Origin of the sequence: Alteromonas ulvae (assembly GCF_048987005.1) — a bacterium.
In the GTDB taxonomy this organism is placed as follows: domain Bacteria; phylum Pseudomonadota; class Gammaproteobacteria; order Enterobacterales; family Alteromonadaceae; genus Alteromonas.
This window is the reverse complement of sequence record NZ_CP185261.1, coordinates 4,005,828-4,024,498: the sequence shown is the minus strand read 5'-3', so window position 1 is coordinate 4,024,498 and position 18,671 is coordinate 4,005,828. Positions and strand designations below refer to the sequence as shown.

Below are 18,671 nucleotides of genomic sequence, written 5' to 3'. Positions count from 1 at the left end.
GCTCGCGTGTTTTTAAATTATCTTGAGCCTTGCGTTTTTACCTCCTAATTGCCGCTAATGGCCTGAAAGACTGCCATTAGCGAGTAGTAAAAACGTAAAAGAAGGCTTTTGAATTTCCCCATTGGATTGAATAATGACAGTTGAAACGATAAAAGACCTTGATATAAACCCCGCAGTTGTAAAAGCGCTAGACGCTCAAGGCATTCACCAACTGTCGCCTATTCAAGCGCAGTCTTTACCTAGTGCCTTGCAGGGCAGGGATATTATTGGCCAAGCGCAAACGGGCAGTGGAAAAACCCTGTGTTTTGTTATTCCTGTATTGCAAAACATTGATGTTAATGACTTTACTACTCAAGCATTAATCTTATGCCCAACCCGAGAGTTGGCAGATCAGGTGGCTGAGCAGTTTAGGCAGGCGGCAAAGCAAATTGGTAACGTGAAAGTGACAACCCTATGTGGCGGTAAACCCATGGGACCGCAAATTCAGTCCCTTAAACACAGCCCGCACATTATCGTGGGTACGCCAGGGCGAATTATGGATCACGTAGAAAAACGTCGAATTACACTAAAAAATGTGCGTTTTCGTGTGCTTGATGAAGCTGACAGAATGTTGGACATGGGCTTTGAAGATGACCTGCGCGTTATTTTCTCTCCTATGTCATCAAAGGTACAGACACTGTTGTTTTCTGCCACCTTTACTGAACAAATTGAGCGTGTAGCAAAGCAGTATTTACGAGATCCTGTGTCGTGCAAAGTGGAGTCTCAAGACAATAAACCAGCGATTACGCAACTTGGTTACAACGTGTTAGAACACACACGGATTCAAGCCCTCAAAGCCGTGCTGACGCATTACCAACCTAAAAATGCCATTGTGTTTTGTAATCGCAAGGTTCAGGTGGCTGAGGTTGTAGAGGAGCTTATAGAAGAGGGTTTCAGTGCAGCAGGCCTAAAAGGTGATATGGAACAGCATGAACGCACCGCTGTACTTATGCAGTTCGCCAGTGATTCACTGCAGGTTTTAGTTGCTACCGATGTGGCTGCTAGAGGGCTGGATATTGATGATATAGCATGTGTCATTAACTACACCGTAAGTGAAGAGCCGGAAGTGCATATTCACAGAATTGGCCGCACTGCACGTGCAGGCGCAGAGGGAATGGCCATTACGCTCATTAGCGATGATGAAGAGAACTCGCTACGAAAAATCGAGGTGCTGCAACAAGAAGACATCCCGCTTAAAGGCGCGCAAAGTCTTCGTTTTCATAAAAACAAAATTACCCAGCCAGAATTTACGTGCCTTTCACTTAGCGCGGGCAAGAAGCAAAAGCTTCGCCCTGGCGACCTCCTTGGTGCACTAACCAAAGATGCAGGTATTCCAGGTGACGATATCGGTAAGATTGCGGTACAAAATAGCGCAAGTTTTGTCGCAGTGAAGCAGCGCAGCGTGAAGCGTGCAATGACCCAATTTCGCGAAGGCAAAATAAAGGGTAAGCGCATTAGAGCTAAAAAGCTATAGTAAGTCACAGACGCTAATTGCACTACTCAATAGACGCTTAAAGGTATTCACTATGGCAGCAGAAACAGACTTGAAGATGTTATTGAGCAACTTGTCTCCGGTGGTTAGCGCAGAAGAATTTGTCTTCGTTTCGTTAAGTGAACAAGAGTCTGAAGATGACAAAAATTATGGGTTATTGACCAAGGCAAAAGGCATATTCAAAGAAGCTGAGGGCGTAACCTTTATCTTAGCGTGCCAGCTGGCAACGCAGCATGGACTCACAGGTGAAGGGCCATTTAAGTGTATAACCTGTGAAGTGCATTCAAGTCTCGATGCTGTTGGCATGACGGCAGCGATGAGTACTGCGTTGGGCCGCGCTGGTATCAGTGCCAATGTGGTTGCCGCTTATCATCATGACCATATTTTTGTGCAGTCTGATAGAGCATCTCACGCCGTTGAAGTGCTGAAGGGGCTATCGGCTTGCCAGTCTGCAGATGGCTAATTGCTTCAGCTCGCTTTCTGTTTCACATAACTAAAGTAAGCGAAAACTAAAGGAAGTCAAAACCAAAGCCAGTTAAAACCAAAGCCAGTCAAAAAAATAGGGAAAAAAGGGGCGCCTGTGAAGACCCGCGCCCCTTTTGATTGGTAGCACAACCGAAAGCGATTAATCGCTTACCAAATTTTCACGCGATCTGCTGGTGCAAGATACAGCGCGTTTTCTTCGGTTACGTTGAACGCTTCGTAGAAGGCAGGTACATTTCTAACCGCGCCGTTAGTGCGAAACTTAGCAGGGGAATGAGTATCGGTCTGTACTTGGCTGCGCAATGCTTCGTCGCGGTACTTGCTTGCCCATACTTGGCCATACCCTAAAAACACACGCTGGTCGCCGGTAAAACCGTCTAAAACAGGTGCTTCTTTGCCCTCTAAAGACAAGTGATAGGCTTTAAGCGCAATACTTATTCCACCCAAGTCGCCAATGTTTTCGCCAAGAGTATATTCGCCATTAACATGCACATCAGGCAGCACTTCAAACTCATTATATTGTTCAATGAGATTAGCTGTGCGCGCCTCAAACTCTGAGCGGTCTTTCTCGGTCCACCAATTGCGCAGCACTCCATCGCCATCAAAGGTTGAGCCTGCATCGTCAAATCCGTGGCCAATTTCGTGGCCTATAACCGCACCAATACCACCATAGTTAACGGCGTCTTCTGCATTCATATCAAAAAAGGGTGGCTGAAGAATGGCTGCAGGAAATACAATTTCATTCAGCGGCGGATTATAATATGCATTCACGGTTTGCGGTGTCATACCCCATTCGTGAGTCCATACTGGGCCGCCCTGTTTCTTTAACATCTCTTCATAAAGCACATCAGAAGAGCGCTTTAGGTTGCCAAATAAGTCACCTGCTTTTACCGTCAGTGCTGAATAGTCCTTCCATTGATCCGGATAGCCAATTTTTACGGTAAATTTTGATAATTTATCAAGGGCTTGCTCGCGAGTTTCATCAGTCATCCACTCAAGGTTTTCAATACTACTTTTATAAGCAAGAAGTAGGTTGTTCACCATTTCCATCATGCGTTCTTTGGCGTCAGGTGGAAAGTGCTGTTTTACATATACCTTACCAATAAGCTCACCCACATGGGCATTGGATAAGTTTACTGCACGTCGCCACAGGGGCTGTTGCTCTTCGACGCCGCGAAGTGTTTTGCTGTAAAAGTTGAAGTTTGCTTCATCAAGCTCACTACTCAGTCGACTCGCCGACGCATTAAGTAGTCCCCACTGGAGGAAGGTTTTCCAATCTTCAATAGAGGTTTGTTGAATAACGCCATCGATATTTTGCATATAGTCTTTTTGCAAAATACCAAGTTGCTCTATATCGCTTATATTGGCGCTTTCTAAATAGCGAGACCAATCAAAGTTAGGCATGAGCTCGCCGAGTTCTTCGATGGTCAATTTATTATAATTGGCCGCAAAGTTTCTCGCTTGCTCTTTCTTCATGTGTAAGTTTGCAATACGAGTCTCTAGCTCAAACAGCATCTGAGCACTTTTTTGTGGAGCGTTGAAACCGGCCAGCTCGAACATAGTTTGAATATGTTTTACATAGGCTTCGCGCACGGTCTGTGAGGTTTCATCGTCTTTGAAATAGTATTCGCGCTCTGGTAGTCCAAGCCCCGACTGCCAGGTATACATAAGGTACTGTTGAGGTGATTTTAAATCGGGATATTGAGTAAGGCTAAACGGCGTGCCGTAACCATATCGAGCCGCATAGGCAAAATAGGCCGCAAGATCTGAATGATTTTCGATGTCCGCAATTTTGTCTAACTCAGGCGCAAGCGGTGCTATACCCAGTGAATTTCGAGTGTCGACGTCCATGTAGGCGCGATAGAAATCCCCCACTTTTTGTTCGTCGCTATCCGCTTTGAAGTCGCCTTCTGCCGATGACTTTATAATGTCCATCACATGGTCTTGTGCTTCATCTCGTAAAATAACGAAGGAGCCATAGCTAGATTTATCGGCAGGGATCTCGAAAGTATCGAACCATTTCCCGTTTACATATTGAAAAAAATCATCGCCAGGGCTGACACTAAGGTCCATATTTTCAGTGATGATCCCCGAAGATAGCGTCTCCTTTTGTACTACTGCAACGGTACCGGTTTCTGGCGCCGTGTTTTGCGGGCTACATGCAGCTAATGCAAGTGCAACACTTAAGCTTAATACGCTACGTAACATCTTATTATGTCCTTCTGGTTAAAATGTAGCACTGCTTTGTATTACCCGAGTCTACTTGTTGTAGGGCTACTTTTTTAAGCGCTACACAATATAGATCTATGTAATGGCGCTGCTGTGCCGTTGTGCTGTGCGGCCATTAATCCTGTTCAAATAAGGAAAACCGCTCACTTATTAGAGGTTTAAAGCATCTTTTAGCATGAAGGTACCATTAGCAAAAGTATTTATAGTGAAAATACACAGGTTGTAACAACTTGTAATGGCTAATTGGTTATAGTGGATGTTTGGTTACCATAGAGCCGACCCGCTCATCAGTATGCTTAAAAGAGGACATATCATGAAGTCATTCAACTCAGCCCTATTTGCTTCAGTCTCGCCCTGCGAATATGCCGATGCACTCTCGCGCGACCAATTTATGGGCTACGAGATAAAGCCTTTATGGGAAGGAATGGGTCGCATTGCAGGGCCTGCCTTTACGGTAAAATGTGCTCCAGGCGATCACCTTATGCTGCATGCTGCAATTTACCGCGCCCAACCTGGCGATATTATTGTGGTTCAAGCCGATGATAAATTTGCCGTGGCAGGTGGGAACGTGTGCGCTATCGCCCAAGAAAGAGGTATAGCTGGCTTTGTCATCGATGGTGTGATTAGAGATATTGCAGAGACGAGAGAAAACAAGTTTCCCGTTTTTGCGCGTGGAGTCGTGCCAAAGCCAGGCGCTAAGAAATGTATAGCGCCACTCAATGAGCCTATTGTGTGTGGCGGTGTTACCGTCAATGCTGGCGATATTATTGTGGCTGACGAAGAAGGTATCGCGGTTATTCCACGCGCTGAATCTGAAGAGTCCTTTAGCATAGCAAAAGCGCGGGCAGACAAAGATTCGTCAATGTCGTTAGCTCAGTGGCAAAAGCAACATAGGGAAAAAGTGGAAGCAACACTCACTGCCCTAGGTTATAAAGATTAAGCCCAGAGCAGTTCATATCGATAACGTTAATACAGCCATGCGTAGCTAAATTTCATAAACACTGCTTGCTCTGTTCGAAAAAGTCCTGGCGTTGCCTCATCTGCAAATGCAGAGTCGCCATAGCCAACGAATAAACGAGACAGGGGGTTAATCATGTAAGAATACACTAGCTGTGTACCCATGTTGCGTTCTCTGGCATCTACATTTACGAGGTAATTATTGGGGTTTCTTCGTATATCTGAGTAAATAAGTGCAAGGCGGAGAAATTGTTTGGCGTCAAATTGATAGCTCATTCGAAAGTCAGATAGGTTGGCGGTAAACAGCATCTCGTTGTTTACATCAATACGGTTGTATTCATGGCTTACCGATGCTTCTAAATGATCGCCAATATTCAGAGTTATTTGAGGCTCAAGCAGAATCTGATCGCCCAGACGGTTGTTGCGCAAATCAATTCTATCGCCTATTCGGGCAAAGTTTTCAAAATACAGGGTTCGGTTGGGTCGCGCTTCAAAATAGAACGAAAACTGCTCCTCGGTAAATCGCGTAGTATTGCCATCAATGGCCAGACTTGTGCCGTTTTGCCGTAATCCAACGGTGTCGCGCTTCACCCATTGAAAGTTGAAATACGATTGATAAGCAGCGTTCATTTCTATTTGCGCCTGAACTTCTCGTTCTATTAACTCGCCATTGTCATTGTGAGTGATATCCCAGTCGCCACCAAACTCTAGACGATTCCACCACGCGTTATCCTTCCACCACAACAACCCACCACCAAGTACCGATTTGTGTCTATCTACATTACTTTCAAAACCTAAATCGGCGCGAAAGTCAGACTGAGTGCTGGCTCTGTTTGCAATGACATACCATTCTCTCTCCTCATGGCGGTAATCAATCTTGTAGGTACTTCCAGAGAACGCGTCTTGTTTGTCTGTTCTCAATGTAGTTTCGTTAACATCTTCTTGGTTAACGCAACTGCCTTGACAAAACTGTGAGGCAAGGGCGTCAGGGTATCGAGTATCAGAGCGAAGTAATTGCGCCCGCAGAGTATCGCTAGGCGTAATTTGATAGCGCACGTCAACGCCGGTGACTAGATTGTGGTATTCATCAGCATGTCTACCTGTAAATATAGAACCAACAGACAGGGTGTCGGAAATATCATAACGATAGCGCGCAGCAAGGTTTGTACTGCCTTGTTTGAGCTGCGCAACGCTTGAGCCCAAATTCCCAGGAACGAGGAACGTGGTAGTTTCATCATTTGCCAGCAGCAAACCAAAGGTATGGTCGTTAATTCTTCCGGTAAGTTTGCTGCCAATATCAGGAGCGCCAATGTTACGGGTGTACACCAGGTCGTATTGAGTACTGAAAAAGTCGGCGTTCTCCACAAAAAAGGGACGCTGCTCAGGAAAGAAAAGTGCAAAAGGGTTGTTGATCCCAAGCTGTCCTGCGTCGGCTTCTACTTGTGAAAAGTCTGGGTTAATCGTGGCTTGAAGCAGCATGTCAGAGGTAATACCCCAGTTTATATCTACACCCACTTCTTGATTGTTACCGTATTCCCATTGTTCTGGGGTTGCTGGCGTTCTACTGCGTGCTGTTCCGGCAACGGCATAGGGAGTCATTGACAGGTTTTTCCCTTGTTTAGCACGACTAAAGCCTTCCATTTTTCCCATTTGGCATAAGCTGCACGCGTTATTGCGATCTACAGGACGGTTCGATATCCGCAGGTTATTATCTCTCGGGTAAAAGCGAACAAACTCCGCGCGCCATTGCTTAAGCCCATCAATATCCAGAAAATTCATAATGCGAAACGGCAGCGCTATCTCTACCGTATAGCCCTCATCGGTGATTTTTGCTTCCGCATCCCAAATAGCGTTCCAACTGGCGCTTTCGCTAAGCGTCATTTGGTTTTCGATAGAGTCGGTTTGTATGCCGTGAGGGTTGACAAAAAATTGATACGAGAGACGACTATCACCGAATGTATCCAGCTTAACGCCTACCAAGTCGTTATCCCACACGCTATCGCGGTCGCGAAACAATGCGCGTATTGCAGAAGGGTCATCGTCATACGCCGTAAAGGCGATATAAATTGTATCGCCATTTTCGAATATTCTGGCGATGGTCTTAACGGGTGGGGCTGTGTTTTCAAATGGGCGAGTCACTACATTTAGCGGTATTTCCCTAGCCCGCTGCCATGCTTCATCGTCTAAGATACCGTTTAACGTAATAGTCTCTGAAAGATAGGGTACAACGATAGTGTCAAAGGTACGGGACTCGTTAGGTGAAATAGTGCCATCAACGTCGGATGAGCCGCTATCTGAGGAGGACGGCTCAGTCGACTGAGTGGCAGATTCCTCAGTACTTTGAATAGTGGATTCAGTCGAGCGTTGAATAACAGACTCCGTAGTGCTCTGAATAACCACGGCCACCGGCTTGTTGTCTTCTTTTGTTTGTTGGCTATCTTGCTGTGATGAATTACCTTCAATAGCATTGGCGCGAAATGCTAATGGAAGCAATAAAGCGAGGCAACCAGACCGCAAGTACTCACCAATACGACGCAGAGCTGCCCCGTGTATTAAACTGTCCATTTTTTAAACGTCTTTTTTGTCGTTATCGTTTTTAGGTGCGCAGTATGAAGGATCCCGCAGAGTGTCAAAAGAATGTTAATCGCATATAACAGGAAGCTTAACGAAAGACCTACAGCAAAAATACATGCACCGAAATGACGACCAATATCTAAAGTCTGTTTTTGACGATTTCCAGCGATTTTCATCAAGGAGTTAATTAATTGAATGAACATATCGTGTAGAATTGCGTACTCACTTCATCGTAAATCTTAACGCCGAGATTCACTACGCATCTGGCGATTCAACAACAAAAAGAGTTTTTGCATGTTTTCTTTTTTTGAAAGGCTCACACAGCCTTTTCCAGATACGCCGCCCACGCAACCACCCACGGGGTTGGTCGCATTTTGTAAGTACTACACGAAAGGCATGTGGCATATCATCCTGACCGTTTCGGTGTTAAGTGCCATAGTGGCGATGTTAGAGGTGGCATTATTTGGCTTTTTAGCGCAACTTGTTGATTGGTTCTCAGAGCAAAGTCGAGACACCTTTTTAGAAGAACAGAAACTTACATTAATTGGAATGGGGCTAACTGTTCTTGTTTTTATTCCCGCATTTATTTTTTTGCGTTCATTGTTCTCTCGTCAGTCGTTAATGGGCAATTATCCTATGCGAATAAGGTGGCAGGCCCACCGATATTTACTTGGACAAAGTCTTACCTTTTTTCACAATGAGTTCGCCGGTCGCGTGGCCACAAAGGTTATGCAAACCGCGCTTTCTGTACGAGAAACGGTCACCAAAATGCTCGATTTGTTGGTGTATATCAGCGTTTATTTCATCTCTATGGTGGTGTTGGTATTTAGTACTGACTGGCGATTAGCACTTCCACTGATGGTGTGGTTCTTTGTGTATATTGGTATTTTACGGGTACTCGTACCAAAGCTAAAAGCGGTTTCACAAGCTCAAGCTGATGCTCGCTCATTAATGACCGGGCGAATAGTTGACAGCTATACCAATATCACCACGGTTAAACTTTTCTCTCACAGCCGCAGAGAAGCAGATTATGCCAAGGAGAGCATGGACGGCTTTTTGCAGACGGTGTATCCACAAATGCGCTTGGTTACCGTGCTCGAATTTTGCGTTGAGATGGCTAACGCTATTTTGATCTTCACAATAGGTGCGCTATCAGTATTTCTATGGTTGGAGCAGATTGCGACGCCAGGAGATATCGCCATTGCGATCAGTTTATGCTTGCGATTAAACGGCATGTCTCATTGGATAATGTGGGAAGTGTCTGGGTTATTTGAAAACCTTGGAACGGTGCAAGACGGCATGAATACCCTTGCTCAGCCAGTAGCCGTAAAAGATAAGCCTGATGCCGATGCGTTGAACGTAGGCGGCGGTAAAATTCATTTTGATAATGTTCACTTCTCTTACTCAGGGGCGAACAATCAGCCTATCGACGTGTTCAGGCAATTAGATTTAACGATTAAGCCCGGAGAGAAAGTAGGGTTGGTCGGTCGCTCTGGTGCAGGTAAATCCACACTCGTTAATTTATTGATGCGTTTTTACGATACGCAAAGCGGGCGCATCGTTATTGATGGTCAGGACATTACCGAGGTTGGGCAAGAAACACTGCGAGCTAAAATCAGTATGGTTACCCAAGATACCTCACTGATGCACCGCTCAGTGCGTGACAACATTCTGTATGGACGCATCGACGCAGACGAAGCAGATATGATTAAAGCGGCGAAACAAGCGGAGGCCCACGATTTCATATTAACCCTTACCGATAATCAGGGGCGTACTGGTTACGATGCACACGTTGGAGAGCGTGGTATCAAACTGTCTGGCGGACAGCGCCAGCGAATAGCGATTGCTCGCGTGATGTTAAAAGATGCCCCGGTGCTCATTTTAGATGAAGCCACATCTGCGCTAGATTCAGAAGTTGAAGCAGCCATTCAAGCCTGTTTAGACAAAGTGATGGAAGGAAAAACGGTGTTGGCCATCGCTCACAGGTTATCAACTATCGCGCAAATGGACAGATTGCTCGTGCTAGACAAAGGCCAAATAGTGGAGCAGGGCACCCATAGCGAGCTTATTGCTTATAACGGTATTTATGCCAAACTGTGGGCGCATCAAACCGGTGGATTTATTGGTGTAGAATAACTCACGGCCTGTTAGTTATATGCTGAGTTAGAGAGGAATAAACCGCTTGTATCTTGAAAGTGGTTAAGTATAATACGCCTCCCTCCCTTGCGATACCGCATTTTCCTTCGAAAAGACGCACAAATCACAAGGGCAGTGTAAGCAAATTTTAAGAGTAAAAAACGCCACAGGGGTGTAGTTCGAATTGGTAGAACAGCGGTCTCCAAAACCGATGGTTGGGGGTTCGAGTCCCTCCACCCCTGCCAAATTATCAACTTGCGCGTGTAACGCAAGAAAACGACGCTGTAGTGCTAGGATCGTGACATGAGCGAAAAGACGGAAAATCAGTCCAACGGTTTGGACATGTTTAAATGGGTAGTGGTTTTTGCACTACTTGCAGGGTTGGTTACTGCCAACACAATATACGGTGAACTTTCGGTATTGTATCGCGCTCTTGCCGCGGTAGTTGTTGCTGTAGTTGTTGGCTTTATTGCCGCATCTACAAACAAAGGCAGTGCGTTTTTAAGTTTTGCTAAAGAGTCACGTACTGAAGTACGCAAAGTAGTATGGCCTACACGCCAAGAAGCTAACCAAACCACTTTGATAGTTTTGGCCGCAACCATGGTTATGGCACTTATTTTATGGGGACTAGACGGTATCATCGTCCGTGTAGTTGGCTTTATTACGGGAATTGGAGCATAAACGTATGTCTGAAGAAGAAATTAAAAAGAGATGGTACGTAGTACAAGCATTTTCTCAGTATGAAGCTCGAGTCAAGAAAACCCTTCTTGAATACATCAAAATGCACAACATGGAAGAGCACTTCGGCCAAATATTAGTGCCAACAGAAGAAGTGGTTGAGATGCGCGCTGGTCAAAAGCGTAAATCTGAGCGCAAGTTTTATCCTGGTTACGTGCTAGTAGAAATGGCAATGAATGAAGATTCATGGCACTTAGTGAAAAGCGTTCCTCGCGTTCTTGGTTTTATTGGTGGCACTTCAGACCGTCCAATGCCAATTACTCCTAAGGAAGCCGATGCTATCCTAAACCGTCTTGAAGAGTCGGTAGATAAGCCTAAGCCGAAGACATTGTTTGAGCCGGGTGAAGTGGTACGCGTTACAGACGGTCCATTTGCCGACTTCAACGGTGTGGTAGAAGAAGTAGACTACGAAAAGAGCCGCGTGAAAGTATCGGTACTTATCTTTGGTCGTTCTACACCGGTAGACTTAGAATTTGGTCAGGTAGAGAAAGGTTAGTCATAAGACATATCATGTGAAGCCCGCTTTTCGCGGGCTTTTTTTTGCCCAATTTTTATTTGCCCAACGAGTCAAGTTCGCCTAATACTAAAGTATAATAACCGGATAAGGGGCATCGCTATCGATACTTTAGAGCAGCGCATCGAGTGTAAAGAGATTGACATCGATGCAGCATCATTTTATCAAACCATCCTGTTAGAACTTGAAACCTTAATGGAAGATGTTATTGGTACAGAGGAGTCGAAAGGTTTCGTAGGGATGGTTGCCGACCATGTTGGAGAGATGTTTTATGAGAAATATAAGACCCATCTAGGTGATGAGAAAATGCCTCCTGAAGTCATCGCGCAGGTACTCGTTGATTTAAAACGGCGAATAGGGGGCAAGTTTAGTCTTTCTGCTATTACTCCAAATACTATCGTTTTACAAAATTCGTGATGCCCTTTTGGAATAAATGTTGTGGGCAAGCAACCGCTTTGTCATATGACTGCAAACGTATTCGGCAAAATAGTCTCTTCAGAAAATGCATATGCCGCGGTAGAATTAAATAAGATAATCCCACTGACTAATTTCCTCACATCAACCATACGACCTTTCAGTTTCAAAACTTTTAAGCCGAATTAGCGATTAAGATCGTTTTTTAATCACGTTTTGGCTTGCATAGCAATTAATCAACCCTTATAATGCGCGCCCTTTTAAACGGAAACGGGAAGCCGATTGAGCAAATATTCTCTGTATTTGCGAGGCGTTAGACCCAAACAAGAGAGCATGTAAAATGGCTAAAAAAGTAAGCGGTATTATCAAGCTTCAGGTTGCGGCAGGTGCTGCTAACCCAAGTCCACCAGTTGGTCCTGCACTAGGTCAACACGGTGTGAACATCATGGAATTCTGTAAGGCTTTCAATGCAAAAACTGACAGCCTAGAGAAGGGTGCTCCAGTACCAGTAGAAATTACTGTGTACGAAGACCGTTCTTTCACATTCGAAACAAAGACTCCTCCTGCGTCATACCTTCTTAAGAAGGCAGCTGGCATCAAGAGTGGTTCTGGCCGTCCTAACACTGAAAAAGTGGGTAAAGTTACCACAGCTCAGTTAGAAGAGATTGCTAAAACTAAAGAGCCTGACTTAACAGCTGCTGATTTAGAAGCAGCGGTACGCACTATCGCGGGTTCTGCTCGCTCAATGGGCTTGAACGTAGAGGACTAATCGAATGGCTAAATTAACAAAACGCGCTCGTCTAGTACGTGACAAAGTTGACTCGACTAAAGAGTATGAAATCAACGAAGCAGTAGCTCTTTTAAAAGAGTTAGCGACAGCCAAATTCGCTGAGAGTGTTGATGTTGCGGTAAACCTTGGTATCGATGCTAAGAAATCTGACCAAAACGTTCGTGGTGCAACTGTACTACCTAACGGTACTGGTAAAGACGTACGCGTAGCGGTGTTTACTCAAGGCGCGAACGCAGAAGCCGCGAAAGAAGCGGGTGCCGACATCGTTGGTATGGAAGACTTAGCTGAGCAAGTTAAGAAAGGCGAAATGAACTTTGATGTAGTGGTTGCTAGCCCAGACGCGATGCGCGTTGTTGGCCAACTAGGTCAAATCTTAGGTCCACGCGGCCTAATGCCAAACCCTAAAACAGGTACGGTAACGCCAGACGTTGCTACGGCCGTTAAAAACGCAAAAGCTGGTCAGGTCCGCTACCGCAATGATAAAAACGGTATCATCCACGCTAGCCTTGGTAAAATTGCTTTTGAAGCTAACCAAATTCAAGAAAACCTTGAAGCGTTGCTTGACGCACTGAAGAAAGCTAAGCCTTCTTCTGCGAAAGGTGTTTATATCCAGAAGATCAGCCTGAGCACTACAATGGGTGCTGGCATAGCTCTTGATAAGGCTTCTGTAGGTTTATAATTTCGCTGAGCTTTAGCTCAACGAAATCTCTTAAAGGTTATGGGTTGGAGTTGTGTACATAGCAGTGCTAGTAGACAACTCCCGTCCAAGACCGCAGGTGCGGTGTGGTGGAAGAAGTAAGAGAGCTTTCACAGTCAACATACTGCTTAATAGAACAACCTGCGCAGACGGTGGTTTGACTCAGACTCTCTGGGATAACAAACACCGTAGAGCGGTACCAAATGTGATGTTTGGTATCAATCTGTGAACCCTGACGGCGTGCGTAGTTAAGTACAAACAAAGTCAGATACAAAGAGGTGAACTCAGTGGCACTAGGTTTAGCAGCAAAGAAAGAGATCGTAGCAGAGGTATCTGAAGTTGCGTCTCGCGCTCTATCCGTTGCCGTCGCTGAATACCGTGGGATGGAAGTTGCAGAACTGACCAACCTTCGCATAAAAGCTCGTGAGCAGGGCGTATACCTAAAAGTTATACGTAACACTCTAGCTAAACGTGCGTTGGCGGACAGCAAATTTGCAGACTTGGAAAGCGCCCTTACAGGTCCGCTTATCTATGGTTTCTCTATCGACGCACCAGGCGGTGCGGCACGTCTTTTTAAAGACTTCGGTAAGACTAACGATAAGCTTAGCGTAACAGCACTTTCAATTGGTAGTGGTCTACTTGGTCCAGAGAAATTGGACGCAGTTGCTTCACTTCCAACTCGCGACGAAGCGCTTGCAAGATTACTTGCAACCTTCAAAGCACCAGTTGGGAAATTCGTTCAAACAATCAACGAAGTTCCTGGCAAGTTTGTGCGCGTATTGGCGGCGATCAAAGACGAGAAGTAATTTTCGCTTTTGGCATATTGATTTTTTTAACATTAAAACCCCAGGAGTTTAGAGAACATGGCTCTAACTAAAGATGATATTTTAAACGCAATCGCTGAAATGCCGGTAATGGAACTGGTAGAACTAATTGAAGCGGCTGAAGAGAAATTCAACGTATCTGCTGCAGCTGTTGCTGTTGCTGGTCCTGCTGTGGCTGGTGAAGCAGCAGCGGTTGAAGAGAAAACTGAATTTGACGTTGTAATGACTTCATTCGGTGCAAACAAAGTTGCCGTTATCAAAGCTGTTCGCGGCGCGACTGGCCTAGGTCTTAAAGAAGCTAAAGAAGTAGTTGAATCTGCTCCTAAAGCTATCAAGGAAGGCGTAAGCAAAGAAGAAGCTGAAGAGCTTAAAGCGACTCTAACTGAAGCTGGCGCTGAAGTTGAAATCAAGTAATCTGATTTGATCAGATTATTTGCCTGAGACGGCAAGGCTGGTGGTTTTTTAAACCACCAGCCTTTTTGCGCTGTATAGTGTGTAGAATATAACCCTAATTTACACTACGTTTGGCGCAATTCGGACAGAACCATTAAAAAGCATAAAAATCCAACAACTTAACTAATAATTGGTTAAAAAGTGTTGTATGCTGGTTAACTGCCCGAATTAGGGTTGTGGAAGTTTGTTGCTTATTGCGCCATTTGAAACGCAGCTTTTAGCCCATAGCAAGCGTTTTAAAGTAATTAGCAGCAGGTTGGGTCATAAATCAGCAGGCTGAGGAACCCATGGTTTACTCTTATAGCGAAAAGAAACGTATCCGTAAGGATTTTGGCAAACGCCCACAGGTATTGGAAATTCCATACCTTCTTTCAATTCAGCTTGATTCTTTCAAAAAGTTTATTGAGATCGACGCCGATGCTCAATACGGCTTGGAAGCAGCATTTCGTTCCGTTTTTCCAATTAAAAGTTACTCAGGTAATTCAGAGCTTCAATATGTAAGCTATCGCCTGGGAGAGCCAGTTTTTGACGTAAAAGAATGTCAAATTCGCGGCGTAACTTTCTCTGCTCCGTTAAGAGTAAAACTACGGTTAGTATTGTTTGACAAAGACGCAGCCCCAGGTACCGTAAAAGACATAAAAGAACAAGAAGTGTACATGGGAGAAATCCCATTGATGACAGAGAACGGTACGTTCGTTATCAATGGTACAGAGCGGGTAATAGTGTCACAGCTACACCGCTCACCTGGTGTGTTTTTCGATCACGATAAAGGCAAGACTCACTCGTCTGGTAAAGTGCTTTATAATGCACGTGTTATACCATACCGTGGTTCTTGGTTAGACTTTGAGTTTGACCCTAAAGATAATTTGTTCGTGCGCATCGACCGTCGTCGTAAATTGCCTGCAACAATTATCCTACGTGCATTGGAAATGACATCGGAAGAAGTTTTAGATACTTTCTTCGAAAAAGTTACCGTTCGCATAGACAAAGATCGTTTGATGATGGAAGTTAAACCTGATCGCCTTCGCGGTGAGACGGCAGCTTTTGATATTATCGATAGTGATGGCAATGTGGTCGTTGAAACTGGTCGTCGTATCTCTGCGCGTCACACGCGCGCATTAGAGAAGTCTGGTTTAACAGAGCTAGAAGTACCTGCTGATTACCTCATCGGTCGGGTATTTGCTGCCACTTATGTAAATGAAGACACCGGTGAAGTGATTGTAAGCGCGAACGATGAGCTTGCACTTGAGAATCTGGCTGAGCTTAGCCAAGCCGGTATCAAAGAATTTGAAACACTTTACATCAACGAACTTGACCACGGCTCATATATTTCAGATACGCTACGTATAGACTCTTCAACAAACCGTTTAGAAGCGCTTGTTGAAATTTATCGTATGATGCGTCCTGGTGAGCCACCGACAAAAGACGCAGCAGAAACGTTATTTGAAAACTTGTTCTTCTCCGAAGAACGTTACGACCTCTCTTCTGTTGGTCGTATGAAGTTTAACCGTCGTCTAGGCCGTGAAGAACTGATTGGTTCTGGCACCCTAGCTAAAGAAGACATTATTGCTGTTATGAAACAGCTAATAACTATTCGTGACGGTAAAGATGAAGTAGATGATATCGACCACCTTGGCAACCGTCGTATTCGTTCTGTTGGTGAAATGGCAGAAAACCAATTCCGCGTTGGTTTAGTTCGCGTAGAGCGCGCTGTTAAAGAACGCCTAAGTCTTGGTGACTTGGACAACGTAATGCCACAAGATCTTATTAACGCTAAGCCTATCTCGGCGGCGGTTAAAGAGTTCTTCGGGTCATCTCAGTTGTCTCAGTTCATGGACCAAAACAACCCATTATCAGAAGTAACGCACAAGCGTCGTATCTCTGCATTAGGTCCGGGCGGTCTTACTCGTGAACGAGCAGGTTTTGAGGTTCGAGACGTACATCCGACTCACTATGGTCGTTTATGTCCTATCGAAACACCTGAAGGTCCGAACATCGGTCTCATTAACTCATTGGCGAGCTTCGCGCGCACCAATGATTTTGGTTTCCTTGAAACACCATTCCGTCGTATTGTTGATGGTGTGGTAGGCGAAGAGATCGACTACCTATCCGCGATTGAAGAAGGCCAATTTGCTATCGCACAGGCCAACATTGCGTTGACTGAAGCTGGCGAACTGGTGGACGACCTTATTCCATGTCGTCACCGTGGTGAAACAACCTTGATGCCCAAAGAAGACATCAAATACATGGATGTTTCTCCACAGCAAATCGTTTCAATTGCGGCAAGCATTATTCCATTCCTTGAACACGATGATGCAAACCGTGCACTTATGGGTGCCAACATGCAACGTCAGGCTGTTCCAACACTTCGCGCTGATAAGCCGTTAGTTGGTACAGGCATGGAAAAAACAATCGCTGTTGATTCTGGCGTAACGGTAGTAGCTAAACGCGGTGGTACAGTTGATTACGTAGATGCGAGTCGCATCGTAATCAAGGTAGATGAAGATGAAATGCTTCCTGGTGAAGCAGGGATTGATATCTACAACCTAACCAAATACACCCGTTCTAACCAGAACACCTGTATTAATCAGCGACCTACTTGTAGTGTTGGTGACCCAATTGTTACTGGTGACGTGCTAGCCGATGGTCCTTCGACAGACCTTGGTGATCTTGCGCTTGGTCAGAACATGCGTATCGCGTTCATGCCGTGGAATGGTTACAACTTCGAGGATTCAATCCTTATTTCTGAGCGAGTTGCTCAGGAAGACCGTTTCACTACTATTCACATTCAAGAGCTAAGCTGTATTGCTCGTGATACTAAGCTTGGGCCAGAAGAAATTTCTTCTGATATTCCAAACGTAGGTGAGTCTGCGCTAAGCAAGCTTGATGAATCAGGTGTTGTTTACATCGGTGCGGAAGTGAAAGGCGGCGACATCCTAGTAGGTAAAGTGACGCCTAAAGGTGAAACTCAGCTTACGCCGGAAGAGAAACTGTTAAGAGCTATCTTTGGTGAAAAAGCGTCTGACGTAAAAGATACGTCACTACGTGTGCCTAACTCTGTTCATGGCACGGTTATAGACGTTCAAGTCTTTACTCGTGACGGCGTAGAGAAAGACAAACGTGCGTTAGAAATCGAAGATATGCAGCTTCGTCAAGTTAAGAAAGACCTGACTGACGAATTTGAAATTCTTGCGGATGGCATTTTTGCTCGTGCTCAAACTACATTAATACGCGCTGGTATTGAGCAAGCTAAGCTTGATAGCTTACCACGTGAAAAATGGTTCGATATTGCGCTAAACAGTGAAGACGTTCAGTTAGAGCTTGACCAAATTGCGCAGCAGCATGCTGAGATAAAAGCCGACTTCGATAAGAAGTTTGAAACTAAGCGTCGCAAGATCACTCAGGGTGACGATTTGGCGCCTGGTGTACTTAAGATTGTTAAAGTTTACCTAGCGGTTAAACGCCACATCCAACCGGGTGATAAAATGGCGGGACGTCACGGTAACAAGGGTGTTATCTCTACTATTCAACCAGTAGAAGATATGCCGTACGATGAAGACGGCACGCCAGTAGACATCGTACTTAACCCTCTTGGTGTACCATCTCGAATGAACATCGGTCAGATTCTCGAGACTCACCTAGGTATGGCTGCCCATGGTCTTGGGGTTAAAATTGATCGCATGATTAAAGAGCAGCGTGAACTTGCCGAATTGCGTGATTTCTTGAAGAAGGTGTACGAGTTGGGTGAAAACCACCAAGTTGTAGACATTGATAGTTTCACCGATCACGAGGTTCGTCGCTTAGCTGAGAATTTACGTAAGGGTGTGCCTATCGCGACACCTGTATTTGATGGTGCTCGCGAATCTGAAATCAAGGAAATGTTGAAGCTTGCTGATATTCCAGAAAGCGGCCAAATCACCTTGTTTGACGGTCGTACTGGTAACGCGTTTGAGCGACCGGTTACGGTTGGGTACATGTACATGCTGAAACTGAACCACTTGGTAGACGATAAGATGCACGCTCGTTCAACCGGTTCTTACAGCCTTGTTACACAGCAACCTCTTGGTGGTAAAGCACAGTTTGGTGGCCAGCGCTTCGGTGAGATGGAAGTATGGGCACTTGAAGCATACGGTGCTGCATATACCCTTCAGGAGATGCTTACTGTTAAGTCGGATGACGTTAACGGTCGTACCAAAATGTACAAGAACATCGTCGATGGTGACCACAGAATGGAGCCTGGCATGCCAGAATCCTTCAACGTATTGCTTAAAGAAATTCGCTCGTTGGGTATCAACATCGAGCTTGAAGAAAAGTAGTACGGCAATTGCCCC

At 45.2% G+C, this 18,671-nt stretch carries 14 protein-coding genes and 1 tRNA gene; 13 read left to right on the top strand and 2 right to left on the bottom strand.

The features are described from left to right. The first annotated feature begins 133 nt into the window (after positions 1–133). Together dbpA and ACOJR9_RS17385 are read left to right on the top strand one after the other, a co-directional pair. Complete coding sequence (dbpA, locus tag ACOJR9_RS17390) at positions 134–1,513, top strand: ATP-dependent RNA helicase DbpA (protein ID WP_420934144.1); 1,380 nt, start codon at positions 134–136, stop codon at positions 1,511–1,513. Between the two features lie 52 nt (positions 1,514–1,565). After that, positions 1,566–1,994 carry an ACT domain-containing protein gene (locus ACOJR9_RS17385; RefSeq protein WP_420934143.1) on the top strand — a complete coding sequence of 143 codons (429 nt, stop codon included), beginning with the start codon at positions 1,566–1,568 and terminating at the stop codon, positions 1,992–1,994. A 170-nt stretch (positions 1,995–2,164) separates the two neighbouring features. On the opposite strand, the gene ACOJR9_RS17380 is transcribed toward ACOJR9_RS17385, so the two are convergent. After that, positions 2,165–4,222, bottom strand: a complete 2,058-nt coding sequence (locus ACOJR9_RS17380) for a M13 family metallopeptidase (RefSeq protein ID WP_420934142.1) — start codon at positions 4,220–4,222, stop codon at positions 2,165–2,167. Positions 4,223–4,556: 334 nt separating this feature from the next. On the opposite strand from ACOJR9_RS17380, the gene ACOJR9_RS17375 reads away from it, so the two are divergent. Beyond that, complete coding sequence (locus ACOJR9_RS17375) at positions 4,557–5,183, top strand: RraA family protein (RefSeq protein WP_420934141.1); 627 nt, start codon at positions 4,557–4,559, stop codon at positions 5,181–5,183. A gap of 26 nt (positions 5,184–5,209) precedes the next feature. On the opposite strand, the gene ACOJR9_RS17370 is transcribed toward ACOJR9_RS17375, so the two are convergent. Continuing rightward, on the bottom strand, positions 5,210–7,765 hold the full coding sequence (locus tag ACOJR9_RS17370; RefSeq protein WP_420934140.1) for a DUF5916 domain-containing protein: 2,556 nt from the start codon (positions 7,763–7,765) through the stop codon (positions 5,210–5,212). A gap of 303 nt (positions 7,766–8,068) precedes the next feature. Between ACOJR9_RS17370 and ACOJR9_RS17365 the strand changes: the two genes are divergently transcribed. From ACOJR9_RS17365 to rpoB, 10 genes are all read left to right on the top strand, one after another. Then, positions 8,069–9,910, top strand: a complete 1,842-nt coding sequence (locus tag ACOJR9_RS17365) for an ABC transporter ATP-binding protein (RefSeq protein ID WP_420934139.1) — start codon at positions 8,069–8,071, stop codon at positions 9,908–9,910. 168 nt (positions 9,911–10,078) lie between these two features. Further along, positions 10,079–10,155, top strand: a tRNA-Trp gene (locus tag ACOJR9_RS17360). 58 nt (positions 10,156–10,213) lie between these two features. Continuing rightward, a complete protein-coding gene (gene secE, locus ACOJR9_RS17355) occupies positions 10,214–10,591 on the top strand; it encodes a preprotein translocase subunit SecE (RefSeq protein ID WP_420934138.1) in 378 nt (125 codons plus the stop codon). A 4-nt stretch (positions 10,592–10,595) separates the two neighbouring features. Continuing rightward, entirely contained in the window at positions 10,596–11,144 is a 549-nt protein-coding gene (gene nusG, locus ACOJR9_RS17350; protein WP_032097747.1) for a transcription termination/antitermination protein NusG, read from the top strand. A gap of 213 nt (positions 11,145–11,357) precedes the next feature. Beyond that, positions 11,358–11,579 carry a hypothetical protein gene (locus ACOJR9_RS17345; protein ID WP_420934137.1) on the top strand — a complete coding sequence of 74 codons (222 nt, stop codon included), beginning with the start codon at positions 11,358–11,360 and terminating at the stop codon, positions 11,577–11,579. Between the two features lie 337 nt (positions 11,580–11,916). Beyond that, complete coding sequence (gene rplK, locus ACOJR9_RS17340) at positions 11,917–12,345, top strand: 50S ribosomal protein L11 (RefSeq protein WP_071980819.1); 429 nt, start codon at positions 11,917–11,919, stop codon at positions 12,343–12,345. 4 nt (positions 12,346–12,349) lie between these two features. Continuing rightward, positions 12,350–13,045, top strand: coding sequence for a 50S ribosomal protein L1 (gene rplA / locus ACOJR9_RS17335; RefSeq protein WP_420934136.1), 696 nt, complete (start codon positions 12,350–12,352; stop codon positions 13,043–13,045). A 305-nt stretch (positions 13,046–13,350) separates the two neighbouring features. After that, positions 13,351–13,869, top strand: a complete 519-nt coding sequence (gene rplJ, locus ACOJR9_RS17330) for a 50S ribosomal protein L10 (RefSeq protein WP_420934135.1) — start codon at positions 13,351–13,353, stop codon at positions 13,867–13,869. Positions 13,870–13,926: 57 nt separating this feature from the next. After that, positions 13,927–14,301, top strand: a complete 375-nt coding sequence (gene rplL / locus ACOJR9_RS17325) for a 50S ribosomal protein L7/L12 (RefSeq protein WP_420934134.1) — start codon at positions 13,927–13,929, stop codon at positions 14,299–14,301. A 326-nt stretch (positions 14,302–14,627) separates the two neighbouring features. Next, positions 14,628–18,656 (top strand): DNA-directed RNA polymerase subunit beta, encoded by a 4,029-nt coding sequence (rpoB, locus tag ACOJR9_RS17320; RefSeq protein ID WP_420934133.1) that lies wholly within the window; start codon positions 14,628–14,630, stop codon positions 18,654–18,656. Positions 18,657–18,671 lie beyond the last annotated feature (15 nt).

Excerpts from the sequence above, each read along its gene's own strand:
- ACOJR9_RS17375 (WP_420934141.1), top strand. The coding sequence starts at position 4,557 with ATGAAGTCATTCAACTCAGCCCTATTTGCTTCAGTCTCGCCCTGCGAA.
- rplA (WP_420934136.1), top strand. The coding sequence starts at position 12,350 with ATGGCTAAATTAACAAAACGCGCTCGTCTAGTACGTGACAAAGTTGAC.
- rpoB (WP_420934133.1), top strand. The coding sequence starts at position 14,628 with ATGGTTTACTCTTATAGCGAAAAGAAACGTATCCGTAAGGATTTTGGC.
- ACOJR9_RS17380 (WP_420934142.1), bottom strand. The coding sequence starts at position 4,222 with ATGTTACGTAGCGTATTAAGCTTAAGTGTTGCACTTGCATTAGCTGCA.
- secE (WP_420934138.1), top strand. The coding sequence starts at position 10,214 with ATGAGCGAAAAGACGGAAAATCAGTCCAACGGTTTGGACATGTTTAAA.
- nusG (WP_032097747.1), top strand. The coding sequence starts at position 10,596 with ATGTCTGAAGAAGAAATTAAAAAGAGATGGTACGTAGTACAAGCATTT.
- rplL (WP_420934134.1), top strand. The coding sequence starts at position 13,927 with ATGGCTCTAACTAAAGATGATATTTTAAACGCAATCGCTGAAATGCCG.
- ACOJR9_RS17345 (WP_420934137.1), top strand. The coding sequence starts at position 11,358 with ATGGAAGATGTTATTGGTACAGAGGAGTCGAAAGGTTTCGTAGGGATG.
- ACOJR9_RS17385 (WP_420934143.1), top strand. The coding sequence starts at position 1,566 with ATGGCAGCAGAAACAGACTTGAAGATGTTATTGAGCAACTTGTCTCCG.
- rplK (WP_071980819.1), top strand. The coding sequence starts at position 11,917 with ATGGCTAAAAAAGTAAGCGGTATTATCAAGCTTCAGGTTGCGGCAGGT.
- ACOJR9_RS17370 (WP_420934140.1), bottom strand. The coding sequence starts at position 7,765 with ATGGACAGTTTAATACACGGGGCAGCTCTGCGTCGTATTGGTGAGTAC.
- ACOJR9_RS17365 (WP_420934139.1), top strand. The coding sequence starts at position 8,069 with ATGTTTTCTTTTTTTGAAAGGCTCACACAGCCTTTTCCAGATACGCCG.
- dbpA (WP_420934144.1), top strand. The coding sequence starts at position 134 with ATGACAGTTGAAACGATAAAAGACCTTGATATAAACCCCGCAGTTGTA.